At 65.9% G+C, this 23,140-nt stretch carries 24 protein-coding genes; 6 read left to right on the forward strand and 18 right to left on the reverse strand.

All coding sequences use genetic code 11. The features are described 5' to 3' along the window. The first annotated feature begins 16 nt into the window (after window positions 1–16). Both E6C76_RS06985 and E6C76_RS06990 read left to right on the forward strand, forming a co-directional pair. Complete coding sequence (locus E6C76_RS06985) at window positions 17–631, forward strand: YitT family protein (protein ID WP_136347510.1); 615 nt, start codon at window positions 17–19, stop codon at window positions 629–631. A 9-nt stretch (window positions 632–640) separates the two neighbouring features. Further along, the gene (locus E6C76_RS06990; RefSeq protein ID WP_136347511.1) at window positions 641–853 is read left to right on the forward strand and encodes a hypothetical protein; all 213 of its coding nucleotides are present in this window, start codon (window positions 641–643) and stop codon (window positions 851–853) included. Window positions 854–868: 15 nt separating this feature from the next. Here the strand turns inward: E6C76_RS06990 and ureG are convergent, their stop codons facing one another. The 12 genes from ureG to E6C76_RS07050 form a co-directional block, all read right to left on the reverse strand. Continuing rightward, window positions 869–1,492: an urease accessory protein UreG gene (gene ureG / locus E6C76_RS06995; RefSeq protein ID WP_136347512.1), complete on the reverse strand. Its 624-nt coding sequence runs from the start codon at window positions 1,490–1,492 to the stop codon at window positions 869–871. A 39-nt stretch (window positions 1,493–1,531) separates the two neighbouring features. Beyond that, window positions 1,532–2,230 carry an urease accessory protein UreF gene (locus E6C76_RS07000; protein WP_136347513.1) on the reverse strand — a complete coding sequence of 233 codons (699 nt, stop codon included), beginning with the start codon at window positions 2,228–2,230 and terminating at the stop codon, window positions 1,532–1,534. Window positions 2,231–2,243: 13 nt separating this feature from the next. Next, entirely contained in the window at window positions 2,244–2,729 is a 486-nt protein-coding gene (ureE, locus tag E6C76_RS07005; RefSeq protein WP_136347514.1) for an urease accessory protein UreE, read from the reverse strand. Between the two features lie 48 nt (window positions 2,730–2,777). Then, window positions 2,778–4,568, reverse strand: coding sequence for an urease subunit alpha (gene ureC, locus E6C76_RS07010; protein WP_136347515.1), 1,791 nt, complete (start codon window positions 4,566–4,568; stop codon window positions 2,778–2,780). Next, a complete protein-coding gene (locus tag E6C76_RS07015) occupies window positions 4,568–4,873 on the reverse strand; it encodes an urease subunit beta (RefSeq protein WP_136347608.1) in 306 nt (101 codons plus the stop codon). Before E6C76_RS07015 ends, ureC begins: the two co-directional genes overlap by 1 nt. A gap of 195 nt (window positions 4,874–5,068) precedes the next feature. After that, window positions 5,069–5,380 carry a hypothetical protein gene (locus E6C76_RS07020; protein ID WP_136347516.1) on the reverse strand — a complete coding sequence of 104 codons (312 nt, stop codon included), beginning with the start codon at window positions 5,378–5,380 and terminating at the stop codon, window positions 5,069–5,071. Between the two features lie 42 nt (window positions 5,381–5,422). Beyond that, a complete protein-coding gene (locus E6C76_RS07025) occupies window positions 5,423–5,725 on the reverse strand; it encodes an urease subunit gamma (RefSeq protein WP_136347517.1) in 303 nt (100 codons plus the stop codon). A 19-nt stretch (window positions 5,726–5,744) separates the two neighbouring features. Further along, a complete protein-coding gene (locus tag E6C76_RS07030; RefSeq protein ID WP_136347518.1) occupies window positions 5,745–6,629 on the reverse strand; it encodes an urease accessory protein UreD in 885 nt (294 codons plus the stop codon). A 225-nt stretch (window positions 6,630–6,854) separates the two neighbouring features. Further along, on the reverse strand, window positions 6,855–8,039 hold the full coding sequence (locus E6C76_RS07035) for a GGDEF domain-containing protein (RefSeq protein WP_136347519.1): 1,185 nt from the start codon (window positions 8,037–8,039) through the stop codon (window positions 6,855–6,857). Window positions 8,040–8,303: 264 nt separating this feature from the next. After that, complete coding sequence (locus tag E6C76_RS07040) at window positions 8,304–9,389, reverse strand: ABC transporter substrate-binding protein (protein WP_168734267.1); 1,086 nt, start codon at window positions 9,387–9,389, stop codon at window positions 8,304–8,306. A 112-nt stretch (window positions 9,390–9,501) separates the two neighbouring features. Further along, window positions 9,502–10,941 (reverse strand): class I SAM-dependent methyltransferase, encoded by a 1,440-nt coding sequence (locus E6C76_RS07045; RefSeq protein WP_211090137.1) that lies wholly within the window; start codon window positions 10,939–10,941, stop codon window positions 9,502–9,504. An 88-nt stretch (window positions 10,942–11,029) separates the two neighbouring features. Continuing rightward, a complete protein-coding gene (locus E6C76_RS07050) occupies window positions 11,030–13,237 on the reverse strand; it encodes a FepA family TonB-dependent siderophore receptor (protein ID WP_136347521.1) in 2,208 nt (735 codons plus the stop codon). A 284-nt stretch (window positions 13,238–13,521) separates the two neighbouring features. On the opposite strand from E6C76_RS07050, the gene E6C76_RS07055 reads away from it, so the two are divergent. Continuing rightward, the gene (locus tag E6C76_RS07055) at window positions 13,522–14,259 is read left to right on the forward strand and encodes a response regulator (RefSeq protein WP_136347522.1); all 738 of its coding nucleotides are present in this window, start codon (window positions 13,522–13,524) and stop codon (window positions 14,257–14,259) included. Continuing rightward, on the forward strand, window positions 14,256–15,581 hold the full coding sequence (locus E6C76_RS07060; protein ID WP_211090138.1) for an ATP-binding protein: 1,326 nt from the start codon (window positions 14,256–14,258) through the stop codon (window positions 15,579–15,581). Before E6C76_RS07055 ends, E6C76_RS07060 begins: the two co-directional genes overlap by 4 nt. Window positions 15,582–15,617: 36 nt before the next feature. On the opposite strand, the gene E6C76_RS07065 is transcribed toward E6C76_RS07060, so the two are convergent. Next, complete coding sequence (locus tag E6C76_RS07065) at window positions 15,618–16,376, reverse strand: siderophore-interacting protein (RefSeq protein ID WP_211090139.1); 759 nt, start codon at window positions 16,374–16,376, stop codon at window positions 15,618–15,620. A 92-nt stretch (window positions 16,377–16,468) separates the two neighbouring features. Next, window positions 16,469–17,077: a PadR family transcriptional regulator gene (locus E6C76_RS07070; protein ID WP_211090140.1), complete on the reverse strand. Its 609-nt coding sequence runs from the start codon at window positions 17,075–17,077 to the stop codon at window positions 16,469–16,471. 199 nt (window positions 17,078–17,276) lie between these two features. On the opposite strand from E6C76_RS07070, the gene E6C76_RS07075 reads away from it, so the two are divergent. Next, window positions 17,277–17,720: a YaiI/YqxD family protein gene (locus tag E6C76_RS07075; RefSeq protein ID WP_136347525.1), complete on the forward strand. Its 444-nt coding sequence runs from the start codon at window positions 17,277–17,279 to the stop codon at window positions 17,718–17,720. 64 nt (window positions 17,721–17,784) lie between these two features. Beyond that, window positions 17,785–18,183 carry a PIN domain-containing protein gene (locus E6C76_RS22360; RefSeq protein WP_230976173.1) on the forward strand — a complete coding sequence of 133 codons (399 nt, stop codon included), beginning with the start codon at window positions 17,785–17,787 and terminating at the stop codon, window positions 18,181–18,183. On the opposite strand, the gene E6C76_RS07085 is transcribed toward E6C76_RS22360, so the two are convergent. The 4 genes from E6C76_RS07085 to E6C76_RS07100 form a co-directional block, all read right to left on the reverse strand. Beyond that, on the reverse strand, window positions 18,136–19,905 hold the full coding sequence (locus tag E6C76_RS07085) for an AIPR family protein (protein WP_136347526.1): 1,770 nt from the start codon (window positions 19,903–19,905) through the stop codon (window positions 18,136–18,138). The genes E6C76_RS22360 and E6C76_RS07085 overlap by 48 nt on opposite strands. Window positions 19,906–20,255: 350 nt before the next feature. Further along, the gene (locus E6C76_RS07090) at window positions 20,256–20,576 is read right to left on the reverse strand and encodes a hypothetical protein (protein ID WP_230976174.1); all 321 of its coding nucleotides are present in this window, start codon (window positions 20,574–20,576) and stop codon (window positions 20,256–20,258) included. 4 nt (window positions 20,577–20,580) lie between these two features. After that, window positions 20,581–22,206 (reverse strand): GMC family oxidoreductase, encoded by a 1,626-nt coding sequence (locus E6C76_RS07095; protein ID WP_136347611.1) that lies wholly within the window; start codon window positions 22,204–22,206, stop codon window positions 20,581–20,583. 44 nt (window positions 22,207–22,250) lie between these two features. Continuing rightward, on the reverse strand, window positions 22,251–23,096 hold the full coding sequence (locus tag E6C76_RS07100) for an amidohydrolase family protein (RefSeq protein ID WP_168734268.1): 846 nt from the start codon (window positions 23,094–23,096) through the stop codon (window positions 22,251–22,253). Window positions 23,097–23,140 lie beyond the last annotated feature (44 nt).

Here is a 23,140-nt window from a genome sequence, read left to right on the forward strand (position 1 = left end):
AATCCCGTCCGCCCGAATGTCCGCCCCCAATCCAGCCGCCCCCCGCCACACCCTGTTCGAAGACATCCAGGGCCTGCTGGCCGGCACGCTGTTCGTCGCGCTGGCGGTGCTCTTTTTCAAGCAGGCCGGGCTGCTGTTCGGCGGCACCGCCGGGCTCACCCTGCTGGCGCACTACGCCACCGGCTGGAACTTCGGCCTGCTGTACTTCTTCGTCAGCATGCCGTTCTACGTGTTCGCCGTGCGCGCCCTGGGCTGGGCCTTCACCATCAAGACCTTCTTCGCGGTGGCCCTGCTGTCGGTATTGAGCGAACTGTTGCCCCACTTCATCCACCTCGACTGGATGCACCCGGTGTTTGCCGCGCTGATGGGCGGCCAGTTGGCCGGCGCCGGCCTGCTCATGCTGATCCGCCACCAGTCCAGCCTGGGCGGCGTCGGCGTGCTGGCGGTCTGGCTGCAGCGCACGCGCGGCTGGAACGCGGGCACGGTGCAGCTGGTGGCCGACGCGCTGATCCTGTCCGTCGCGCTGATCTGGCTCTCGCCCTGGCTGGTGGCGATCTCCGCGCTCGGCGCGGTGGCGGTCAACATGGTGATCGCCATCAACCACCGCCCGGGCCGCTACTTCGGCGTGTAGCGGGCGGCCGTGCTCGCCGAATTGCGCCGCTGTTCGACCTGCAGACGCTGGGGCGGCCCGCGCCGGGCCGACGCCGAGGGCAATACCCTGCTCCCCGACGACGTGCCGCGCCCCACCGGGCCGTGCATCGAGGGCCCGTGGCACGGCAGCCCGCGCGGGCCGCGCAATGCCTGCGGGCAATGGGTGTTCTGGCTGGAAACGGAAACGCCGCGCGAGCCCTGACGGCCGCGCGGCGTCTCAGGCCGCCACGGGCTTCAGCAGTCCCTGGCGCTCGATGAAGCCGATGATCTCGGGCAGGCCCTGCCCGGTCTTCTGGTTGCTGAAGATGAACGGGCGTTCGCCGCGCATCCTGCGCGCGTCGCGGTCCATGACCTCCAGCGAGGCGCCCACCAGCGGCGCAAGATCGATCTTGTTGATCACCAGCAGGTCGCTGCGGGTGATGCCGGGGCCGCCCTTGCGCGGGATCTTGTCGCCAGCGGAGACGTCGATGACGTAGAGGGTCAGGTCCGACAGTTCCGGCGAGAAGGTGGCCGCCAGGTTGTCGCCGCCGGATTCGACGAACACGATGTCCAGCCCCGGAAAGCGGCGGTTGAGGCGGTCGACGGCCTCCAGGTTGATCGACGCATCCTCGCGGATCGCGGTATGCGGGCAGCCGCCGGTTTCCACACCGATGATGCGTTCCGGCTCCAGCGCCTGGTTGCGCACGAGGAACTGCGCGTCTTCCGCCGTGTAGATGTCGTTGGTGACCACGGCGATGTTGTACTGGTCGCGCAGCGCCAGGCACAACGCCAGGGTCAGCGCGGTCTTGCCGGAGCCGACCGGGCCGCCGATGCCCACGCGCAGGGGTTGCTGGTTGTTCAAGATGGCATTCCTTGTTCGTCGTGGCCGGCCGTGCCCCTTTCAGGAGCGGAACAACCGGGTGTATTGGGTTTCGTGCCGGCTGCTGGCGATGGCCAGTGCCGGCGAGAAGTTGCTCCATTGCTCGCGCGGCACCGCCAGCGCGCGCTCGGCCACCGCCGGAATGCGCTCGCCCAGCGTGGCGAGCAGGCGCTGCCCGGCGCTCTGGCCCAGCGGAATGGCCTTTACCGCCGCCATCACCTGATTTTCCGCCCAGGCCCACAGATAGGCCGCCACGGCATCTTGCGGCGGCACCCGCCAGGCGGCGGCGGCCGCGCTCCAGGCGGTGGGAAAGGCGGGTTCGTCGATGCGCGCCAGCCGCTCCCGCCAGCCCGGCAGGCCGGCAAAGGCCGGCAGGCCATCGAGCAGGCGCACCAGGGAATAGCCCATCTGCGCGGTTTCCGCGCGCAGTTCGGACGTTTCCCGGCTGGCAAGGAAATCCGCGTTGAGCGCATCCACCTCGTCCAGTGCCCCCGCCTCGCCGGCCTCCGCACGCGTCCAGGCGGCCAGCAGACGAGCCAGCAGGGGCGCCTCGAAGGCGCCGGTGCCGTGTTCGAGCAGGTCGCCGATCCAGCGCGCGCAGTCCACCTCGTTGTTCACCGTGCCGGCTTCCACCGCCCATTCCAGGCCCTGCGAATAGGTGTAGGCGCCCACCGGCAGCGCGGGGCTGACCAGTTGCAGCAGACGGACGAGCGGCAGCATGGCGGCGGAGAGCTCAGTGCGCGCCGGCCATCAGATGGATGCGCGCGGCGCTGGAAGCTTCGCCCGGATGCTGATGGCCGTGCGCATAGGCGCCGGACTCCGGTTCGAAGGGCGCGGTGATGGCCGCCACCGTGGCGCCCAGCCCGAGCAGCATGTTCTCCAGCACGTGATCGGCCTGGATGCGCAGCCAGCCCTCGCCCAGCTCCACGGCGACGTGGCGGTTGCCCAGGTGATAAGCAGCGCGCGCCAGTTCCAGCGCGTCGGCGCAGCGCACTTCCAGCAGTTCCTCCGGCGCGGCGAGCACTTCCACCACGCGCCCGTCGGCGGCCTCCAGTTTCATGCCGCCGCGCAGGATGGTGCCGCGCGGCAGGAACAGGCCCACCTCCTCGCCGGAACGCAGCGTGGCGCGCAGGCGGCTCTTGGTACGGTACTCGAACGACAGTTCCAGGTACTCGCCGGCCGTCGTGTGGCCGGAGTACAGGGTTTCGATGAGCAGCATGATGACCTCCGTACGGACAACAATCGGCAAGGGGCGCCCGCCCCCTGCTCAAAACAGAAAGTAACGCTGCGCCAGCGGCAGCTCGGTGGCCGGCTCGCACACCAGCAGTTCGCCGTCGGCGCGCACCTCGTAGGTTTCCGGGTCCACCTCGATCAGCGGGGTGGCGCCGTTATGCACCATGTCGGCTTTCTGCACGCCCCGGCAGCCCTGCACCGCCACCAGCGGCTTGGCAAGCTTGAGCGCGGCCACTGCCGGATTGTCCAGCGCGGCCTGCGACACGAAAGTGACGGAACGCGCCAGCGCCTTGCCGTAGGCCGCGAACATCGGCCGGTAATGCACCGGCTGCGGGGTGGGGATGGAGGCGTTGGGGTCGCCCATGGCGGCGGCGGCGATCATGCCGCCCTTGAGCACCATGCTGGGCTTGGCGCCGAAGAAGGCTGGCTTCCACAGCACCAGATCGGCCAGCTTGCCCACTTCCACCGAACCGACTTCATGGGCGATGCCGTGGGTGATGGCCGGGTTGATGGTGTATTTGGCGATGTAACGCTTGACGCGGAAGTTGTCATTCGACGGCTTCGCCTGCACCGCAGGCGACACGAATCCCCCCTCTCCCCCTGCGGGAGAGGGGTCGGGGGAGAGGGGGCCGTGTGAGAGACCTCCGCCCGCCGGCGCCAACCACCCCCGCTGCACCTTCATCTTGTGCGCTGTCTGCCAGGTACGCGTAACCACTTCCCCCACCCGCCCCATGGCCTGCGAATCCGAGGACATCATCGAGAAGCCGCCCAGGTCGTGCAGGATATCCTCGGCGGCGATGGTCTCGCGGCGGATGCGCGATTCGGCGAAGGCCACGTCCTCGGCGATGGCCGGGTCGAGGTGGTGGCACACCATGAGCATGTCGAGGTGCTCGTCGATGGTGTTCACCGTGTAGGGCCGCGTGGGGTTGGTGGACGACGGCAGCACGTTGGCGCGGCCGATGGCCTTGATGATGTCCGGCGCGTGGCCGCCGCCCGCGCCTTCGGTGTGGAAGGTGTGGATGGTGCGATCCTTGAACGCGGCGATGGTGGTTTCCACGAAACCGGATTCGTTGAGCGTGTCGGTGTGGATGGCCACCTGCACGTCGTAGCGCTCCGCCACCGACAGGCAGTTGTCGATGGCCGCCGGGGTGGTGCCCCAGTCCTCGTGCAGCTTCAGGCCGATCACCCCGGCCTCGATCTGCTCGGCCAGCGGTTCCGGCAGGCTGGCGTTGCCCTTGCCGAAAAAGCCCAGGTTCATCGGAAAGGCGTCGGCGGCTTCCAGCATGCGGTGGATGTGCCACGGCCCCGGCGTGCAGGTGGTGGCCAGCGTGCCGGTGGCCGGGCCCGTGCCGCCGCCCAGCATGGTGGTCACCCCGCTCATCAGCGCGTCGTCGATCTGCTGCGGGCAGATCCAGTGGATGTGGCTGTCGATGCCGCCAGCGGTGAGGATCATGCCTTCCCCGGCGATCACCTCGGTGCCGGCGCCGATGGGAATGTCCACGCCCGGCTGGATGTCCGGGTTGCCGGCCTTGCCGATGGCGGCGATGCGGCCGTCCTGGATGCCCACGTCGGCCTTGACGATGCCCCAGTGGTCCACGATGAGTGCGTTGGTGACGACGGTGTCGGCCACCTCGGCGGCGCTCTTCTGGCCCTGCCCCATGCCGTCGCGGATCACCTTGCCGCCGCCGAACTTCACTTCGTCGCCATACACGGTGTAATCGTGCTCCACCTCGATCCACAGCTCGGTGTCGGCCAGGCGCACGCGGTCGCCGGTGGTGGGGCCGAACATTTCCGCATAGGCGCGGCGCGGGATTTTCGTGCTCATCAGAGTTTCCCCATCACGGCGGCGTTGAAGCCATACACCACACGCTCGCCGGCCAGCGCCACCAGCGTCACGGTACGCGCCTGCCCGGGTTCGAAGCGCACCGCGGTGCCGGCGGCGATGTCCAGCCGGAAGCCGCGCGCCGCCGCGCGGTCGAAATCCAGTGCGGCGTTGGTCTCGGCGAAGTGGTAGTGCGAGCCGACCTGGATCGGCCGGTCGCCGGTGTTGGTGACGGACAGCGTCAGCGTGGGACGGCCGGCGTTGAGTTCGATCTCGCCGTCGGCGGTGTGGATTTCACCTGGAATCATGGTCATCTTTTGTTCAATCCATTGGTTTGCTTGCGCGGCTGCGCCCCCTCTCCCCGGCCCTCTCCCGCGAGGGGAGAGGGAGAAAACCGGCGCCCACGGAATGTTCCGGGGCCGAACCTTCCCTCTCCCCTCGCGGGAGAGGGGCTGGGGGAGAGGGGGTACGGCCGATGCGATTGCCCCATGCCTGCGGCCATCTCAGCCGCGCGCGCCGAAGCGGTAGTCGCGCACGAGCGGCGTCGGCTTCGACGCCTCCTCACCGGACGGCCCGGCCGCCACGTCCGGCCGGGGCTGCGGCGCATACTGCACGTTCAGTTGCTGGCGCAGGCGCACCACCATCAGCAGCAGTTCCTCGTCGTCCGCCCAGTCCTCCACCTCGCGCAGCACCTTGGTGGCGTACTGCGTATCGCCGGTCAGCGCGGCCAGATCCACCGCCATGCCCAGGCTGCGCCGCACCTGCAGCTTGAAACGGGCCAGCAATCGCGCGGTTTCCAGTTCGATCTCGCTCATGGCTTGCCTTTCTCCGTCCGCAATCCGTGGGGGTGTCCGTGTTCAGACGATGGGGTGATGCACGGTGACCAGCTTGGTGCCATCCGGGAAGGTGGCTTCCACCTGGATCTCCGGAATCATCTCCGGCACGCCGTCCATGACCTGTTCGCGGCTCAGCAGCGTGGTGCCGTGGCTCATCAGTTCGGCCACCGTGCGGCCGTCGCGCGCACCTTCGAGGATGGCGCAGCTGATCAGCGCCACGGCTTCCGGGTAGTTCAGCTTCACGCCGCGCGCCAGTCGCCGCTCGGCCACCAGACCGGCGGTGAATAACAGCAGTTTGTCCTTCTCGCGGGGGGTCAACTCCATGTGCGCTCCTGTAAGGGTTCTAGGTGTTCCAGATTCGCGGGGGGATGGCGGCACGCCCGCCGAGCGCGGGACGCAATTCGCGCCACAAGGCGCGCAACCAGTGCTGGCCGGCCTCCGCCCGAGCCCCCAGCCAGCGTGCCACCAGCAGGCCGGGCAGCAGGGTCACGCCGCCCTCGCCGGCCGGCGGCGATACGGCGCGGCAGGCCGCCAGCAATGCGCCATCGACGCGCGGGCTGGCCGCCAGCAGGGTGCCCACCACCGGCTGGCCGGCCAGCCCGGCGGGGGAATCGAGCAAGGCGCCACCGCCTTCGATGCGGCCGGCTTCCAGCCACAGCGGGTGGCCATCGCGGGTGATGCGGGTGGCCAGGGTCAGCGCGCCGCGCGTGAAGCGCTCGCCCGAGGCGATGCGCCCCAGGCAGAGCATTTCCAGACCGATGAAGCAGGCATCGCCGGCCAGTTCGACGCACAGCGACTGCTCGCCCAGCGCGCCGTCGTAGACGATGCTTTCCTGCGGCAGCCATTCGCACACCGCGCCGCTCGCCACCCGCAGGTGCTGGATGAAGCGTCCCGGCGCGATGCCGCCGCCGGCCGAGCGGTACCACTTGCCGGCGCCCGGCGTGGTGAGCAGCGCGTGGGTGCCCTCGCCCAGCGTGGCGTGGAAATGCAGTTGATCGCCGCCGACGATGCCGGCAGGCGGATGCACCAGGATGGTGTGGCAGACCTCGCCGCCTTCCGGGTACAGCGGGCGCTGCACCACCAATGGTCCGCAGTGGCGGCGCCCGGCGAGCACGGTGCGCGCGCCGTGGCGGCGGTACTCCAGCGCCAGTTCGGCCCGCCAGCCCGTGCGCGGTGGCACGCTGGCCGGCTGGGCGAGAAGATCCGGGCGCTCGGTGACGGCGTTCATGCGCCATCCATAGCAATCAGCGCGCCAGCCCGGCACGAATGCTTGCCGATCAGGGACTTGGCGCGCCCCGAAGGGGATGCGGGCGAAGCCGGCCCACCCGCACGGGGCATCGGAGCACAGCACGTGCACCATTACGGTGCATCGCCGGTGCGAAACCAGCCACCCGCGCGGCTACACGGGCGAAGCGGGCTTTAGACCAGGGAAAGGCGGCGGGACGAACGCCGCTCAGGCCGGCTGGGCGAGCGGCACTTCCACGGCACCGGGCAGCACCGCGCGGTCGCGCCCACCGCGCTTGGCCTGGTACATGCGCTGATCGGCCAATTCCACCAGCGTCTGCCAGTCGAGCGCCCCATCCGCCAGACTCTCCGCAACGCCGATGGATGCGGTGAGCGGACGGCCGTCGGGGCGGTCGCCGAAGCCCGCGCGGCGCAGGCGCCCAAGGAATGTGGGCATCTGCTCGGCGGGCATCTCCGGCAGGATGGCGAGGAATTCCTCGCCCCCCCAGCGCACCAGCACGTCGCCGCGCCTCAGCGTCTGGCGCAGGCGTTCGACCAGCGTGCACAGGGCCTGGTCGCCCGCGTCGTGGCCGTGGCGGTCATTGATCGACTTGAAGTTGTCCAGGTCGAAGAAAGCCACCGCGAGCGGCTTGCCCGACATCGACGAAAGGCGGTACATCAGCTCCAGCGCCTCGGTGCCCGAGCGGCGCGTGTAGGCACCGGTGAGCGGGTCGGTCATCGCCCGGTAGACCAGGCTTTCCATGTAATGCGACTGGCTCATGCCGGAGAACATCGACACGCCCATCATCATCAGCATGAACCACAGCGCCGCGCCGTGCTGGTCGAGCGCCAGATCAGCCCCGCCGGACACCATGCCGACCATCGCCACGCCGATCACCGGCACCGAGAACAGCAGGATTTCCAGCGCGGTCAGCGGAAAGATCGCCAGCCCGCCGAGCACGATGGTGGGCATGAAGGTATACAGCTGCGCCACCAGGCGCTGGCCGTCCGACAGCAGCGCCTGGTCGATGATCTGCAGCGAGGCCAGATAGAACATCGGCGGCACCAGCAGCATGATCAGCAGCATCAGCATGGCCTGCGCGTACGGCCGCGACGCCGACACCTCGCGCGGCCACGCCAGCGCGGCGAACACGCCCGCCGCGCCCAGGCGCAGCAGCACCAGCCAGAACGCGGTGTAGCCCTCGAAGACCAGCAGATCCACCACCGCCCACAACGGCACCAGCACTGCGAACAGCGCGGAAATCAGCTGCACCCGCGCGATGATCACCGACGCCGCGTGCCGGCGCATATGCACCGAACGGCCGAATGGCGTCAGCAGCCCGAACAGCTGTTCGCGGCTGAGTTGCGTCGGAGCAACGATGTGCTCGCAAATGGTGTTCCAGAGCTTCTTCAAGGCGGGTACCCGGGAAGGTAGTGCGGCCGGACTCGACCGCTGGCGGAGTAAACAGCCCGTTCCGCACAGACTTGACCAGACAACCTTATATCCTACGTTATAAGGCAAACCAGCCGCTCAGTAATTCCCCGTACTCACCAGGATAAATGTGCGAAATTTCACACTTATTTACGCCATCCTCCGGTATTGCGGCCGCCCGCAAGTCTCCACGACGCCGGGCAGCCGGCGCGTAACGGCCCGGCCATCCCTTCAGATGGACGATTCTCAGTCGCGGCCGGCGGGTGCGGGCGCTTTGTCGAAGGCTTCCTGAATCTGCCGGATGCTGCTTTCCAGCAGGCCCAGCCCGCCAGCCATCAGATACCAGCTGGCGCCATCCTGGTCGAGGTACACCACCTTGCCCGCGCGCCACGCCCTGCTGTTGGCGATGACCGGGGTGGCGGCCATCGCCTCCGCTGCCTTGGCCTCGCCGAATGCGGCATTGCGGTCGACGACGAACAGCCAGTCCGGCTCGCGGGCCATGACCTCGGCGAACAGGCGGGCTTCCTCTTCCTGCCTGGCCTTCTGCGCGGCCTCCGCGGCAGCCTTGGCTTCGGGCGTGTCCGCGGCGGGGGCGCCCTGCGGCCGGCCGGTGAACAGCCCCTGGCTCTCGGTGGCGTGGAGCACCGGACGGATCCCGGATACCTCGTAGATCATCCCGAAGCGGGCATCCACCTGCTGCGGCATCACGCGATTGCCCACGGCGAACAGCACCAGGCCGGTGCCCTGCTTGGCGGCTTCCTCATGCAGGGCGCGCACCTTGCCCAGCAGCGCATGGGCTTGCTCACCGGCTTGCCTTTCCTGGCCGAAAGCCGCGCCCATGCCCAGGATGTTCTGCACTACGCTGGCGATGAAGCTGGCGTTGCTCACCGACAGATCGATGACGGGCACCGCCCCCTTCAGTTCGCTGTACAGATTCCGGCTGCGCCCATCGACGACGACCAGATCCGGCTTGAGCGCCTTGATCCGCTCGACCTGAGGATTGGCCTCGCCTTCCCGCGCCCGGCCGCCGCCGATCTTGGCGTATTTGTCCTGGCCATACTTTTCCAGCAGCCGGGCGGGCCAGCGGGCGGTGGACTCTCCGGAGGGCGGCGCCGGCACGGCAGCCACCTCGATACCCAGCGCATCCAGGGTATCCAGCCCGGACAGGCTGGTTGCCGCCACCCTGGCGGGTATGCCCGGGACTTCGGTGATGCCCTGGACATGCGCGATCTGGCGCGGCCCGCCCGCCTGGGCGGACGAGACGACCGGAGCGCCGGACAGAATCAGGACCAGGCTTGCCGCGAGGGCGGGGCGCAGCAGTTTGTCGTTCATGGAGTTCTCCCTTTTTTGAACGGATATGGACAGGTTCGGCCAATGCGGCCGGACGGGTACGGCGCCCATTCCCTTTTCCCGGGAGAGGGCACCGGCCTCCGTCACGCGTGTTTCAGTCGAAATTTCCCAGCACACCGAGCCGCTTCCAGACCGGCAGCAACTCTCGTTCGAATGCGGCCAGCGCCCTGGCATCGACGGGGCGGCCGCCGTCCAGCGCATGGGCCGCCAGCATCGCCGGACGATCCGCCGGAATCGCCGAACCGATTGCCGGCGCGACCACCCAGGCGTACTCCTCGCCGGCCGCCGCACCCCGCCACAGGGCGCGATTGAGCGATAGCGCGGCGTCAATGCCCTGCGCGGGCAGCCAGGGGTGGAGGTACCCCGCCCACAGCAACATCTGGCAGGCCTGATTGAGCAGGCCGCCGCGCCCGGCGTACGCGGGCAGTCTCAGCAGATCGCCGAAGGACACCGGGCTGCCGCCGGCCAGCGCCTCCAGCAAGGGGGAAAACATGGCGGCAGGCCCATCCACCGGGCCGATCCGCGTGCTGAAACGCAGCGCGCCGCCACCTGGCGCGCCAGGCAGGGCGATGAAGCGCTGTGCTTCCAGCGCCGCGCGATGTTCGGCCGGAGCCAGCGGACGGGCGCCGCGCTGGTAAAGGTCGCGGCGCAGGGTCTGGTTGCGCGCGATGTCCTTGGCGGTTTCGCGCAGCGCCACATCCTCGATGGCGGCGACAACGGGCTGCGCCCCGCCCGGAATCGACACCGCGTCGATGTTCTCCAGCGGCGTGGCGCTGCCGAGGAAGGTACAGCCCGTTGCCGCCATCGCCCCCAGCACGTCGGCCACGTGCAGCGGCTCCCAGTGCTCGCCCAGGAATTCATGGGCCAGATAGCCAGACGGTTGCAGCGTGAGCTGTTCGATCTGGTCGCCCAGTTCCGGCACCACCACGAACTGGCCTGCGCCCCCGTCGCGCAGGGCGCGCAGCAGGGCGAGCCCTCCGGGCAGCCCGGCACCGGCCCCGGAGATCCGCGCACTGCGCTGCAGTACGCGCTGCGCCGCCATCATCGGCGCGCTGCCGGGCTGGCTCATGTAGGAAAGGCAGGCGATGCCCCCCGGTTTCAACCAGCGCGCCACGATGCGCATCACCGCCTGCCGGTTGGCCGGCGAGATCCACGACAGCACGCCGTGCAGCACGATGAAATCGAGCGGCGGCAAGGCCGTGTCCGCGGCCTCCGCCAATTCCGCGAAACTCATGTGCAGGAACCGGGCGTTGCCGATTCCGGCTTCCTCCGCCAGCGCCCGGGCGCGGACAATCGCGGCCGGGTCGAAGTCCACGGCAATGAAGCGCCCGTCCGGATTGGCCGCGGCGGTGAGCAGCGTTCCCAGCCCCGGCCCGCAGCCCAGTTCGCACCATGTATAGGCCTCGCCCGGATCGGGCGAGCGGTATCCCAGCGCAGTGGCCGTGGCACGCAGCCAGGCCGGCGTCAGCTCACGGTGAAAGATCGCCGGATACGCCAGTTCGGCATGGTATCCATCGCTCCAGCCGGCACCCATCGTGTTCTCTCCGTTGTGGTTCCGTGATCGGACGGAAAAAAGGCGGGGCGCCGCCGCGGACTGGCCGCCGCGCGCCCCGCCACGGTGCTTAGAACGAAGCGGTCAGTGCCGCATAGAACGCCCGGCCCGGCTCGTTGTAGGTGTTCGCCCCCGCCGAGGAGCCGTTCCCCTCGCGGTAGAGCTTCTTGTCGAACAGGTTGCTGACCCCCACGGTGGCCCGCCAGCTGCGATCCATCCTGTAGTTGGCGCTGATGCCCCACAGGTTGTAGGACGGCCGCGGCTTGAGGGCGTCGCCGGTGAGCGCGGAGCCCGTGCTCAGCGCGCTGGTGCGCGGCTTCTGCTCGCCGTAGAAGGTGCCCGCCAGCACGAGGCCGAGCGCATCGGTGGCCTGCCAGTCCAGCGTGGTATTCACCGTGTACTTGGGCACGATGGAAAGCGGCTGGCCATACTGGTCCTTGTTGCGCTGCATGTAGGTGAAGTTGGTGCTCCAGTTCAGGGTGCGCGCCACCGGAACCAGCAGGTTGCCTTCATACCCGGAGATCACCGCGTCGGTCGCGTTCTCCCAGCGCATCACGCTGCCGGTCACCAGCCCGGAGGTGTTCAGGTTGGTCATGCCCGAGGTGATCTTGTTGTCGTACTTGTTGTGGAAGTAGGTGATCCCGGCGTTCCAGCCATCGCGCATCCAGTTGATGCCGATTTCCTTGTTCACGCTGACTTCCGGGTCCAGATCGGCATTACCCAGCACATAGCAGGGGTTGGTGAAACCCACCGGGCAACCGTTGCCCATGGTGTTGTACAGATAATGCGGGTTGATCTGGTACAGGTTCGGCGCCTTGAAGGCGCGGGCCACGCCGCCCTTCAGGGTGATTTCCGGCGTGAGCATGTAGGAGGCATTCAGCGAGGGGCTCCAGTTGTTGCCGAACTCGCTGTGGCGGTCGAGGCGCACCCCCGGCGTGAGAATGAAATCCGGGCTCAGTTCGATGTTGTTCTCGACGAAGAAGGAGACGATGGTGGCGTCGATGTCGGTGGGGCGCTGATCGGCCGGCACAACGCCCGGCCAGTTGATGCCGGCGGCCACCCCGTTCTGGATGGAGCGCGGATCGTCCAGCTTCTGCCGGTTCCATTCCGCGCCCACCGTCAGCATCTGATTCACGCCCAGAGTCAGCGGAATGTCCAGTTGGCCGTTCAGCGTGTAGTTGTCCAATTCGCTGACGAAGCGCTCGGCGGTGCTGATGTTGCCCTCGCCGCTGCCGGCGGCCCCTTCGCCCAGGCGGTCGTTCTTGGTGTTCTCGTACTGGAAATAGACGCTCGACTTGCCGAAGGACCAATCCCCCTTGTGCGTGATCGCATAGGTGGAACGGGTCATGGTGTTGGTTTCCTTGCCCAGGAAGGAAGCCGGGTTGGTGCCCGTGCCCGCGGCCGGGTCGGTGGCGGACGAGCCGACGTTCGTGTCGCCCGCGTAGATGTTGCCCTGGCGCGACCAGCCCGCCTCGAAGTCCACCGTCTGGCCGGCGATCGGCAGCCAGCGCAGCAAGGCGCGCACATCCTTGTTCTTCACCCCTTCGCGGCCGGCGGCGGTGGTGCCGATGCTCTCTCCCACGTTGATGTCCGGCGCATCGGCGTCGGTCTTGTTGTAGCTGCCATACACGCGCAGGCCGAACTGCTCGCCCAGCGGCGTGCTGAGGCTGGCATTGACGCGGTGCGTGCTCCCCTCGTCGTTATCCTCGGGCTGGTTGAAATAGAAGGAAACGCTGCCCGTGGGCTTCTTCGCGATACCCTTGGTGATGATGTTCACCACCCCGCCGGCCGCGCCGTTGCCATAGCGCGCCGCCGCCGGGCCGCGGATCACCTCGATGCGCTCGACTTCCTCCGCCGGCACCCAGTTCGAGTCGCCGCGCGTGTCGCGCTCGCCGTTGCGGCTCATGCGCACCGAATTGCGGCTGGTCACCGGCTTGCCGTCGATCAGGATCAGCGTGTTCTCCGGCCCCATGCCGCGCAGGTCGATCTGGCGGTTGTTGCCGCGCGCGCCGCTCGCGGCGTTCCCGGTCAGATTCACGCCCGGCATGCGGCGGATGATTTCCGACAGATCATTCGCCGGCGGGCGCTTTTCGATGTCCTCGGAGGTGATCACCGACACGCCGGGCATCTGCTTGAGCATCTCCTCCGCCGTGCCCAGCACATGCACCTCGGACAACGTGGCATCGGTCGCCTGTTGGGCGAACACCCCCGGAACGAGCATCACCGAGCCGACCGCAACGACCAGCGGCTTGAGTTTGAACAGCGCAGAGACAGACATATGGATCCTCATCATTGGACGGAAAAAACAGCGGGGAACACACGGCGCGGCGATCATGGACGGAACGCCACGACCGCCGCACGGCCCGCTTTGGACGGGCCGCTTTCTCGGAACAATAATGAGAACTATAATCAGTACTCATGCTAAGCATTTGTCAGAAAACGGAAAGTTCATGACAAGTTGAGACAACTCGCCATATTCACGACACAACTTGGCGCAACGATCGCCCTCTTCAGAAAACGCTGCCCCTCAGCCACACAGCCACCGCCTCGACTGGAATTCCCGTGCCAAACCAGCCCATCCGCATCCTCGTCGTAGATGACCACCAGGACATCCGCGACCCCCTCGCCGCCTATCTCGGACGCTATGGATTGCAGGCCTGCACCGCCGGCGATGCAGCCAGCGCCCGCGCGCTGCTTGCCCAGCAGCATTTCGACCTCGCCATCGTCGACGTCATGTTGCCCGGAGAAGACGGCCTGTCGCTGTGCCGCTCCATGTACGAGCACATGAAGGTGCCGGTGATCCTGCTGTCGGCGATGACCGAGCCCGTCGACCGCATCGCGGGCCTGGAAGTGGGCGCGGACGACTACGTCACCAAACCGTTCGACCCGCGCGAACTGATCGCACGCATCAAGACCATCCTGCGCCGCCTGCGCACCACGGACGGAGGCGCCGAACCGCCATCCGCCGGTGAACCGCGCTACTACTATTTCGATGTCTGGATGCTGGACCTCAACCGGCGCGAGCTCGCCCATCGCGAGGGCTACACCGTGGAACTGAGCGCCGTGGAATTCCGCCTGCTGCGCGCACTCGCCGAACACCCCAACATGGTGCTGAGCCGCGAGCGCCTGCTCAATCTCACCCACCGCAACGACTCGACACCGTTCGACCGCAACATCGACACGCAGATGAGCCGCCTGCGCAAGAAACTCGGCGAAAAGGGGCGCAACGCCCGTCTGTTGCGCACGGCCTGGGGAGACGGCTACATGCTCTCCGCCGAAGTGCGCCGGATGCCCGCATGAGGCTCCTGCCCCGCAGCCTGAGCGGCCAGTTGATCGGGCTGTTGCTGCTCGGCATCGTCACGGCCCACCTCATCGTGATCTCCCTAGACGGCGGCAGCGCCGGCAACATCCTTCCGGACGCGCGCAACAACGCCATCGAAAGCATCGCTACGGCCTACCGCGCCATCGAAGCCTGTGGCGATTGCGATGTCGAGGCCCTGCTCGCCGCCATGGGAAGCAGCAACTCCAGTTACCGCCTGGTGCCCGACGCCCCCGCAGTACCGGAGATCGACGAATCGGAGGCCAAACTGGCCGCTGACCTCGCTGCATCCGCCGGCCTGCCGCCCACCGCCGAAATCCATGTCAATGTGGAAGCGCCCGCCACCGACACCTATCTGCCGGGGCGCCGCCGCTACGCGACCCTCGACGCCGCCCTGCGCCTTTCCGACGACCGTTGGCTCCAAGCGAGCCTGCGCCCGGTGGTGCGCTCCCAGTGGTGGCTGAGGTTTTCGGTGCCGGTCAGCGTGCTGCCCGTACTGCTGGTGGTCAGCCTGTTCGCACGCCGCATCCTGCGGCCCACCAAGGCCCTGGCGGCCGCGGCCGAACGGGTCAGCCGGGGCGAACGCGTCGAACCGCTGCCGGTCATCGGCCCCAGCGAACTGCGTGAGGCCACCGCCGCGTTCAACACCATGCAGCAGCGCCTGAGCCGCTTCATCGCCGACCGCACCACCATGCTGGCGGCCATCGGCCACGACTTCCGCACGCCGCTGGCCTCGCTGCGCCTGCAGGTGGAACTGCTCGACGACGAGGCGGTGCGCGAGCCCATGCGGCGCAAGCTCGACGAAATGCGCGACATGATCGACGCCACCCTGCACTTCGCGCGCAACGACAGCGTGCGCGAACCCACGGAAGTCATCGACCTCGCCGCAATGGTCGAGGGCATCTGCAAGGAACGCAGTTCCCTGGGCCAGGCGGTCAGCTGGAACCTGCCCACCGCCCTGCCCTATCGCTGCCGCCCCATCGCGCTGGCCCGCGCACTGTGCAACCTGATCGGCAACGCCGTGCATTACGGCCACTCGGCGCGCGTGCGCCTCACCCCCGGCGACCGCACGCAAGGCCTCTCCATCGTCATCGACGACGACGGCCCGGGCATCCCCGAGGAACTGCTGGAACGCGTGTTCGAACCCTTCTTCCGCGTGGAAAGCGCGCGTTGCCAGGAAGCCTGCAGCACCGGGCTGGGGCTGGCCATCGCACGTTCCTGCATCACCGCGCACGGCGGCGAAATCCGCCTGGAGAACCGCGACGGCGGCGGTCTGCGTGCCACCATTCTGCTGCCGGCCTGAAACATTCCGACGGCCCGGCGGCGCCGGGCAGGCCGGTCAGTGCTCCACCAGCCCGCCCCGCCGCGTCCAGTAGGCGGACACCTTCACCTGGTCCTTGGGCATGCCGCGCGCCTCGATCAGCAGATCGCGCAGGCGCTGCACCGTCTCCGTCTCGCAGGCCGCCCATGCGAACCCCTTGCCTGCGGGCAGTTGCAAATCCCCCAGGGCACGAACCAACGCCGCACCCGGCAACTCGTCCGCCGCGCGATGCACCCAATGCACGCGCGCATCGGCCCGGCTCGCCAACGGCAGTTCATCCTCCGCATCGGCAACCTCGATCACCGCCACCACGTGTGCCCCCGCCGGCAGTTCTTCCAGCCGCCGCGCGATGGCCGGCAGCGCCGTCGCGTCGCCGGCCAGCAGATACCAGTCGAACCCTGCGCCGAACAGCTGCGAACCGCGCGGCCCACCCACACCGATCCAGTCTCCCGGACGCGCGGCGCGCGCCCAGTCGGTGGCCACGCCTTCCTCGTGCAGCACGAAGTCGATGTCCAGCTCGCCCGCCTGCGCGTCGTAGCGGCGCGGCGTATAGTCGCGCGCCGCAGGTTTTTCGACGCCGTCGGCAAAGTGCAGGCCCTCCGGCGTCACCTCCGGGCGCGGCGGCCTGCTTTCGCCGGGGGCGGGGAAGAACAGCTTCACGTGGTCGTCGTGCGCCAGCGAAGTGAAGCCTTCCAGCTCCTCCCCCGCCAGCGTCACGCGCAGCATGCGCGGCCCCAGTGGCACGACGCGCTTGATCTGCAGCAGGCGGAATTTCAAAGGATGGCGGACACGCTGGGCGTGGGCCGATGTGGGGGTTGGTGCCGAAGAGGTCATGGGAATCCCTGCAAGGTTCTTTGAAAGAGGCCGGCTCAAGCGGCCGGATTGCGCCGGCCAAGCGCCTGGATGTCGCGCGCGGCACGCCGAAGAATGTCCGCAATCGCATCCCGCACGTCCGGCTCACAGCCGGGCAGAACCTCGTGCAGCGCATGCCTGAGCGCATGGCGCGCCTCGTCCACGCCGGCATGGCGCCCCGCTTCGCCATCGGGCGCCAGGGCGCCCTCCTCGGCCTGCGCGGCTTCGCCGTCAAAGGCCCGGCGCGCCCGCGCCATCTTCGCGCCCAGTTCGGCCAGCGCGGCAAACAGCGCATCCGCCGCCTCCCGGTGCGCGGCCAGCCGCCCGTGCCCCTGGTCGGTGAGGCTGTAGCGCTTCTTGTTGCCTTCGGCCTCGGCGCGCACCTGCTCCAGCTCTTCCAGATAGGTCAGCGCCGGATAGACCACGCCGGGACTCGGCACGTAGAAACCGGCCGAGCGCTCCTCGATCTGGCGGATCAGCTCGTAGCCGTGGGAAGGCGACTCCGCCAGCAGGGCCAGAATCAGCAACTGCAGATCCCTGCCGCCCAGCTTGCGCCCGGCGTGCAGGCCGCGCCGGCCCAGATGGCGCGGGGAATGGAAGTGGTGGTGTTCGTCGTGGGGGCACATGGCAGGCATCCTTTTATATCGTACGATACGTCGTAAGATGCATCGTACGATACGTTTGTGTGTTCAGCAAGTACGATTTACCTGCTTGACGCAGGCATCCCCCACAACCGGCCGGGCGGAACAACGGCTACCATCCCCCAGCCGCCGTACCGACACGGCGCCCAGCAACGCCCCGCCATCACCCGCCAGAACTCACGCCATGCACATCTGGGTCGACGCCGACGCCTGCCCCGCCGTCATCAAGGACATCCTCTTCCGCGCCGCGCAGCGCACCGGCCGCCCGCTCACCCTGGTCGCCAACCAGCACCTGCGCGTGCCCGGTTCGCCGCACATCCGCATGATCCAAGTGCCCGGCGGCTTCGACGAGGCGGACAAGTACATCGCCCAGCACGCCGCAGCCGGCGATCTGGTCATCACCGCCGACATCCCCCTCGCCGCCGAAGTCGTCGCCAAGGGCGCTCACGCGCTGTCGCCCCGGGGCGAGCTGTACGACAAGGAAAACATCCGTCAACTGCTCGACCTGCGCAACTTCATGGACACCCTGCGCAGCAGCGGCGTGGAAACCGGCGGGCCTGCCGCGTTCAGCGCGGCGGACCGGCAGGCGTTCGCGAATCGGCTGGATCGGTTGCTGGGCAAGGCTTGATTCCCCCGGTACTGCCACGCGTTAAGGCCAAGCGGCGCACGCCCGAAACCCTGTGGTGAGCGGCATGTACCCGCTGGACACCAACGTCGTCTCCGAACTGCGCAAGCCCAAACCCCACGGCGCCGTAGTCGCCTGGCTGCAATCGGTGGAGGATGCAGCCCTGTTCCTCTCCGCCGTCACCCTCGACGAGATTCAGGCCGGCATCGGGAACACCCGCGAGCAGGATTCGGCCAAGGCTGGGTGCAGCGGCGGAAAATCGGCCGAAGCGGTCGATCGTCGCCCAGCCTTTGTCGACAGTTACCGATCCGAAGCCGCCACTCCCGTCTTGTTGGATTCAACGGCAGGTATCGGGGCAGACCTGTCGTCCAAGGCGGTTTTTCTGAGGAAGGGCCAACTCGCTATCTTTCGGATGACATTACGCGTTACCGAATTTTTGAAGCAAGTAGTCAGAAAATTCACCTGAACGCAGAGGTGGATTCCTTGGAGTGTAACCTCTTGTTTTTACGAATTCATCGTGTATGGATTTTGTGAATTCAACAGCGATTCTCAAGGTTTCTATAAATCTTGAATTGTCCATGCAGAACACAAGGATGTGCTCAGACAATATATTCGCTTTGTTTGACTTTGGATCTGGTAAGGTCATATGCCCATTTTTTCCAGCAACCAGCAGCATTGCCACGTGGTACCTATGTTTTTGAAGGAAAGAGTTGGAGGCCACCTTGTTAAGATGATCCTGTATCTTGTAAATCAGCATTGCAGAGGCTAGATAAGGGCCAAATTGGTGTTTTTCTCCAAAAAGATGATCGCCTCTAGTACGCAATATCTCCGTCGGATTGTTAGCAATGACCATGTGTGGACGTTGAAGAAACGCACCTGTGTACGCGCGAATCATTCCGTGCAATCCGATAATACGCTTCTTTTCAGGAGCTTGATCAAGCAATGAATACTCTCTCGACCGTCTCTCGTAGAAGAGATTTTCTCCAATTCGTCGTGATTCAATCGAGACATATTCTTGAAGCCTCTTGTGCCATTTTTCGAGAGCCACGAACGCTTCGTTTGGAACTGGGGTTTGTCTGTTGTTCGCGCGTATTATTCTACCCACAACATCGGCATCGTTCGTATGGACGATCTTGATCGGTACTGAAATTTTCTCGAGCGAGCTCGAGCTTCTATTTAGATATAAAACATTACTAGTTTGACATCCATTGACGATTTGATAGTTGCGCAGAAGAAATCTGTTTGCCCCGAGGTTTTTCATGAATGAGGCGACTGCAGTTATGCCATTGTTATATAGAACAAATTTGTCGACTGAGCCTATATCCTTTATCGCTTCGGCTATCTCAGTGTTGACTGAGTTGTCGCTGCCTTGGAAATCTCTTACGTTGTCAAAGAAGACGTTCCGTCGGATGCTGCCGTTCGGGTCAACTATTAATTTCAGAAATTCCGGCGCATCTATATATCCAATATACGCTTGATCAACATCTGATATTGAGTCAAGTGGCAAATTATTCTTAAATCGAATTTCGATTTCAAATTGGTTTTCAACTTGCTTAAAGGTGTCGATTAGCAATTCAGCATTCCAAAATTCGAAACTAAATCTTTTGAAATCTTGAATTGTGCTTCGTAATTCTGCACATCGCTGCTCCGCAAGGGTTACTGGGAAGTCGTCCGGGGCTTGGCTGCCAGCATAGCTGTATGCCATTAAGCACTCCGGAGAGTTCGACGAGTGCAAGCGCGCAATCTTAGTCGAGAATAGGTGGCTCAATAGTTCATAAGGCTGTTGCAACGACTCATCGCGTTCGCCATCTCTTGGCGAAGTGAGAAATATCTTGGTTGCCTCCATGAATTTTAGAACATCTCCACTATCGATGTTCTTTGAAGTCTTTGACTGTATAAAAATAATCTTTGCATCAATGTTATTTGATTTGGCGAGTAAATCGATGTCGCTTTCGGATCTGACAATATTGTTGTTCACGATGACGACAATGGCGTCAATTCCAAAAGTTCCCGAAGTGTCGACATCAACTTCGGCGAGGTTTGCTACTTCCGAGAAGGCCTCCGGGTGAATCTGTGAAACTATTGTGTAGTTCGTGAAGTATTCAAACCGCTTGTGCAATGGAAGTTTATCTATTTGTGATGAAATGCAAAATTCATCCACGTATGACTGGAGTATTCGATGTTCCACAGATAGTCTCCTTAAGGCTTCCGCAATTGATCCGCCTGTTGGCGGGTCTCGGTTGATATTGAGTATGGCTTATGCTGTAAGGTTAGTTTTATGCAAGGATAAAGACCTGGCTGAGAGAGGTTTCTACGTCATGGATGATCGGAGGCCGTCGATAATCGTCCTTGCAATTTTGCAACTCTGTTACTGAGTGGTTGCCTCGGCCGGGTAGCACACGAAGATCATCAGGCAAGTATCAGAGCAAATCTGCCATTCGAAGATGGCTCTGTCGGATTGACGAAGGGCGGCTCCTGGCCGATAGCGGATGTTATCAGCATCCTACCTTACGGTCAGCTCAGGCCGACGAACAGCCCCTACACCACCAACGCCCCCGCCTCCCATCCGGCATCCATGTCCTTCCCCGCCCCGCGCATGACGATCTCGCCGCGCTCCATCACCAGATAGTGATCGGCCAACGAACGCGCGAGATCGTAGTACTGCTCCACCAGCAGGATCGCCATTCCGCCGGTTTCCGCCAAGCTGCGGAGGCGCGCGTTCGATGTCCTTGATGATGGAAGGCGGATGCCTTCGGTGGGTTCGTCGAGGATCAGCAGGCGGGGGCCGGTGGCAGACGCCAGGCCCATCAAAGTCTTCAGCAGCGTAGTGACCTTGCCACGCATCACAGTGCCGATCATGCGCTCAGCAGCGCGCGCCGTGCGCCGCCAGAACCAGCGACGCAGCCTTTTCGCCGATCATCACGGCCGGCGCGTGGGTATTCGACGACGGCATGCTGGGCATGATGGAGGCGTCGGCGATGCGCAGTCCGTCCACGCCGATCACCTTCAGTTGCGGATCGACCACGGCCAGCGCGTCGGTGCCCATTTTGCAGGTGCCGATGGGGTGGTAGGAGGTCAGGCCGGTCGAGCGGACCCAGTCGATGATTCGTGCGTCGGTTTCCAGCGACGCGAGCACCACGCCGGCATCGGTGATGAAACCGGCCAATGTCTCGTCGCCGATCAGACGCCGGATGAAATGGAAGGCGCCGATCGTCGTCTCCACGTCCGCCTCGTGGGTCAGGTAGTTGGCCGTGATGGCCGGCGACGCCGCGAAGTCCTTCGAGCGGATATGGACAGCCCCCGTCGAGGCCGGCCGCAGAACGAAGGAGGACAGGCTGAAGCCCGGATGGCGGTCCAGCGTGTTGCTGAGATTGCCGCTCTGGTGCCCGGCGCTGTAATGCAGCAGCTGGATCTTGGCATCGGCACGCGCGAGTTCCTTGCGGGTGCGCACCCACGCATGGGCCGTGGCGCCGATCATCGCCAGGGGCCCTTCCCTGCGCGCAAGCCACTGCGCCGCCGCCTTCATCTTCCAGATCCAGGAGTGCTGAACGTCGTTCAGACCGCCCCGGAAGGTCGTCCGCAGGCCCACGCGCGTATTGAGATGGTCGCGCAGGTTTTCTCCGACGCCGGGCAGGTGGAGCCGGGTCGGGATGCCGTTGCGTGCCAGCACTTCATGCTGGCCGATGCCGGAGAGTTCCAGCAACTGGGGAGACTGGATCGTGCCGCAGGCGACGATGATTTCACGGGCTGCTGCGACGGTCTGCAATCCGACGGCGGTGGCGTATTCCACGCCGACCGCGCGCCTGCCGTCGAGAAGAATCCGCGTTGCGCTTGCCTGCCGGCGGATGACCAGTCCGTTGCGGGCTGCCGCGTCCTTGAGGTAGGCGCGGTCGTTGGCATGGCGCAATCCGTTGCGCAGGTTGAACTGCAGGTAGGCGGCCCCTTCCGGCACGCCGGCGTTGTAGTCGGCGACGAGCGGCACGCCCTGGTTGCGGCAGGCAGTGAGAAAGGCGTCGGTCAACGCGTCGGAGGGCCGGCGCCGCTCGATGGAAACCGCGCCGTCTGCACCCCGTTGCGCGGGGTCGCCGCCGGGATAGGCCTCGCTGCGGCGGAAGTGGTCGAGCAGGTCGCGGTAGGCCCAGCCCGTGCAGCCCTGGGCCGCCCATTGGTCGTACTCGTCGGGGTCGCCGCGCACCCACAACATGCCGTTGACCAGCGAACAGCCGCCCAGCCCCTGGCCCCGGGGCCAGACGATTTCCCGCCCCCGCAGCGCGGGCTCCGGGGCGCTGCGGTAATTCCGCACCCCCCGTTTGGCGGCCAGCGCGAAGGGCGTGAGCACCGGCAGGCGGAAACGCACGCCCGGCTCGCGCTGCCCCGCCTCCAGGAGCAGTACGCGGAACTCCGGCCGTTCGGCGAGGCGGGCGGCGACCGCCGCGCCGGCGGAGCCTCCGCCGACGACGATGAAGTCGAAAGTTTCTCCCGGCGGCATGCCCACCTCAACGTACCTGCGTTGCCCGGCGCCGTGCCATGCGCTCAGGGGCGGGGAATGCCGAACAGCTCGGCGGCGTTGAGGCCCAGCAGGCGTTCCTTGACCGCATCGGCGAGCGGCAGTTGCAGATACTTCTGCAGATGTTCGGCATGCGGCGAGACCGGGTAGGCGGTGGCGAAGAGCACGCGCTCCTGGCCGTAGGTGCGCACCAGCGCCAGGTAGTCGGCTTCGCCGGGCAGGCCGGGGAAGTAGAGGTCCGGCAGCACCCACACGTTGTCGCGCCGGAACACCACGCCGCACATTTCCTGCACGTGGGGATAGCCGCCATGCACCGCGACGATCTTCAGCCGGGGGAAGTTGTCCGCGATGCGGTCGATGAACACCGGGTCGCTGTAGCCGATGTCGGGGCCGGCGCTGCCGCCGCCCATGACGTAGGCCACCAGGCCGGCGGCCTGCGCCGCTTCGTAGATCGGGAAATTGCTGGTGTGATCGACCGGGTGGCGGTGCGCGCCCAGGGCGCTTTCGATGGTGATGCCCTTGAAACCGGCCGCCAGCACGCCATCGACGAAGGCCCCGGCGTCGTCGATGAGGTCGGCGTCCGCGGCCGCCAGCCCGGTCAGGTAGCCGTTGCTGCCCGCGACCAGCGCCTGCAGCGACTGCGGATCCCCGCCGCCGAAGGTCGGATTGATCGCGCGGCCCGGCACGATTCCGTGGGCGATCCCGGCGGCGCGCATTTCGCCGAAGACCACCTCGACGCTGGAGGTATCCGGGTGGGGCACGTGCCCGTAGCCGGCCTGCCGCCGGAAGCCGTACAAAAAGTCGCGTTCGTACAGCTTGCTGTCCGTGAACATGCTGATCGGGGGACGAACGCGCGCGTCGACAATGAACATTTCCTGCTCTCTCATGAAAAAAGGTGGAACGATCCGGTCCCCAT

It is taken from the genome of Pseudothauera nasutitermitis (assembly GCF_004801295.1).
GTDB lineage: Bacteria > Pseudomonadota > Gammaproteobacteria > Burkholderiales > Rhodocyclaceae > Pseudothauera > Pseudothauera nasutitermitis.

What these genes read in the sequence shown, in the direction of transcription:
- E6C76_RS07100 (WP_168734268.1), bottom strand. Translation starts at nt 23,096, where the DNA reads ATGTTCATTGTCGACGCGCGCGTTCGTCCCCCGATCAGCATGTTCACG.
- E6C76_RS22360 (WP_230976173.1), top strand. Translation starts at nt 17,785, where the DNA reads ATGTACCCGCTGGACACCAACGTCGTCTCCGAACTGCGCAAGCCCAAA.
- ureE (WP_136347514.1), bottom strand. Translation starts at nt 2,729, where the DNA reads ATGCTGCTCATCGAAACCCTGTACTCCGGCCACACGACGGCCGGCGAG.
- E6C76_RS07050 (WP_136347521.1), bottom strand. Translation starts at nt 13,237, where the DNA reads ATGTCTGTCTCTGCGCTGTTCAAACTCAAGCCGCTGGTCGTTGCGGTC.
- E6C76_RS06985 (WP_136347510.1), top strand. Translation starts at nt 17, where the DNA reads ATGTCCGCCCCCAATCCAGCCGCCCCCCGCCACACCCTGTTCGAAGAC.
- E6C76_RS07045 (WP_211090137.1), bottom strand. Translation starts at nt 10,941, where the DNA reads ATGGGTGCCGGCTGGAGCGATGGATACCATGCCGAACTGGCGTATCCG.
- ureC (WP_136347515.1), bottom strand. Translation starts at nt 4,568, where the DNA reads ATGAGCACGAAAATCCCGCGCCGCGCCTATGCGGAAATGTTCGGCCCC.
- E6C76_RS07075 (WP_136347525.1), top strand. Translation starts at nt 17,277, where the DNA reads ATGCACATCTGGGTCGACGCCGACGCCTGCCCCGCCGTCATCAAGGAC.
- E6C76_RS07095 (WP_136347611.1), bottom strand. Translation starts at nt 22,206, where the DNA reads ATGCCGCCGGGAGAAACTTTCGACTTCATCGTCGTCGGCGGAGGCTCC.
- E6C76_RS07070 (WP_211090140.1), bottom strand. Translation starts at nt 17,077, where the DNA reads ATGTGCCCCCACGACGAACACCACCACTTCCATTCCCCGCGCCATCTG.
- E6C76_RS07000 (WP_136347513.1), bottom strand. Translation starts at nt 2,230, where the DNA reads ATGCTGCCGCTCGTCCGTCTGCTGCAACTGGTCAGCCCCGCGCTGCCG.
- E6C76_RS07030 (WP_136347518.1), bottom strand. Translation starts at nt 6,629, where the DNA reads ATGAACGCCGTCACCGAGCGCCCGGATCTTCTCGCCCAGCCGGCCAGC.
- E6C76_RS07060 (WP_211090138.1), top strand. Translation starts at nt 14,256, where the DNA reads ATGAGGCTCCTGCCCCGCAGCCTGAGCGGCCAGTTGATCGGGCTGTTG.
- E6C76_RS07025 (WP_136347517.1), bottom strand. Translation starts at nt 5,725, where the DNA reads ATGGAGTTGACCCCCCGCGAGAAGGACAAACTGCTGTTATTCACCGCC.
- E6C76_RS07020 (WP_136347516.1), bottom strand. Translation starts at nt 5,380, where the DNA reads ATGAGCGAGATCGAACTGGAAACCGCGCGATTGCTGGCCCGTTTCAAG.
- E6C76_RS07015 (WP_136347608.1), bottom strand. Translation starts at nt 4,873, where the DNA reads ATGATTCCAGGTGAAATCCACACCGCCGACGGCGAGATCGAACTCAAC.
- E6C76_RS07040 (WP_168734267.1), bottom strand. Translation starts at nt 9,389, where the DNA reads ATGAACGACAAACTGCTGCGCCCCGCCCTCGCGGCAAGCCTGGTCCTG.
- E6C76_RS07090 (WP_230976174.1), bottom strand. Translation starts at nt 20,576, where the DNA reads ATGATCGGCACTGTGATGCGTGGCAAGGTCACTACGCTGCTGAAGACT.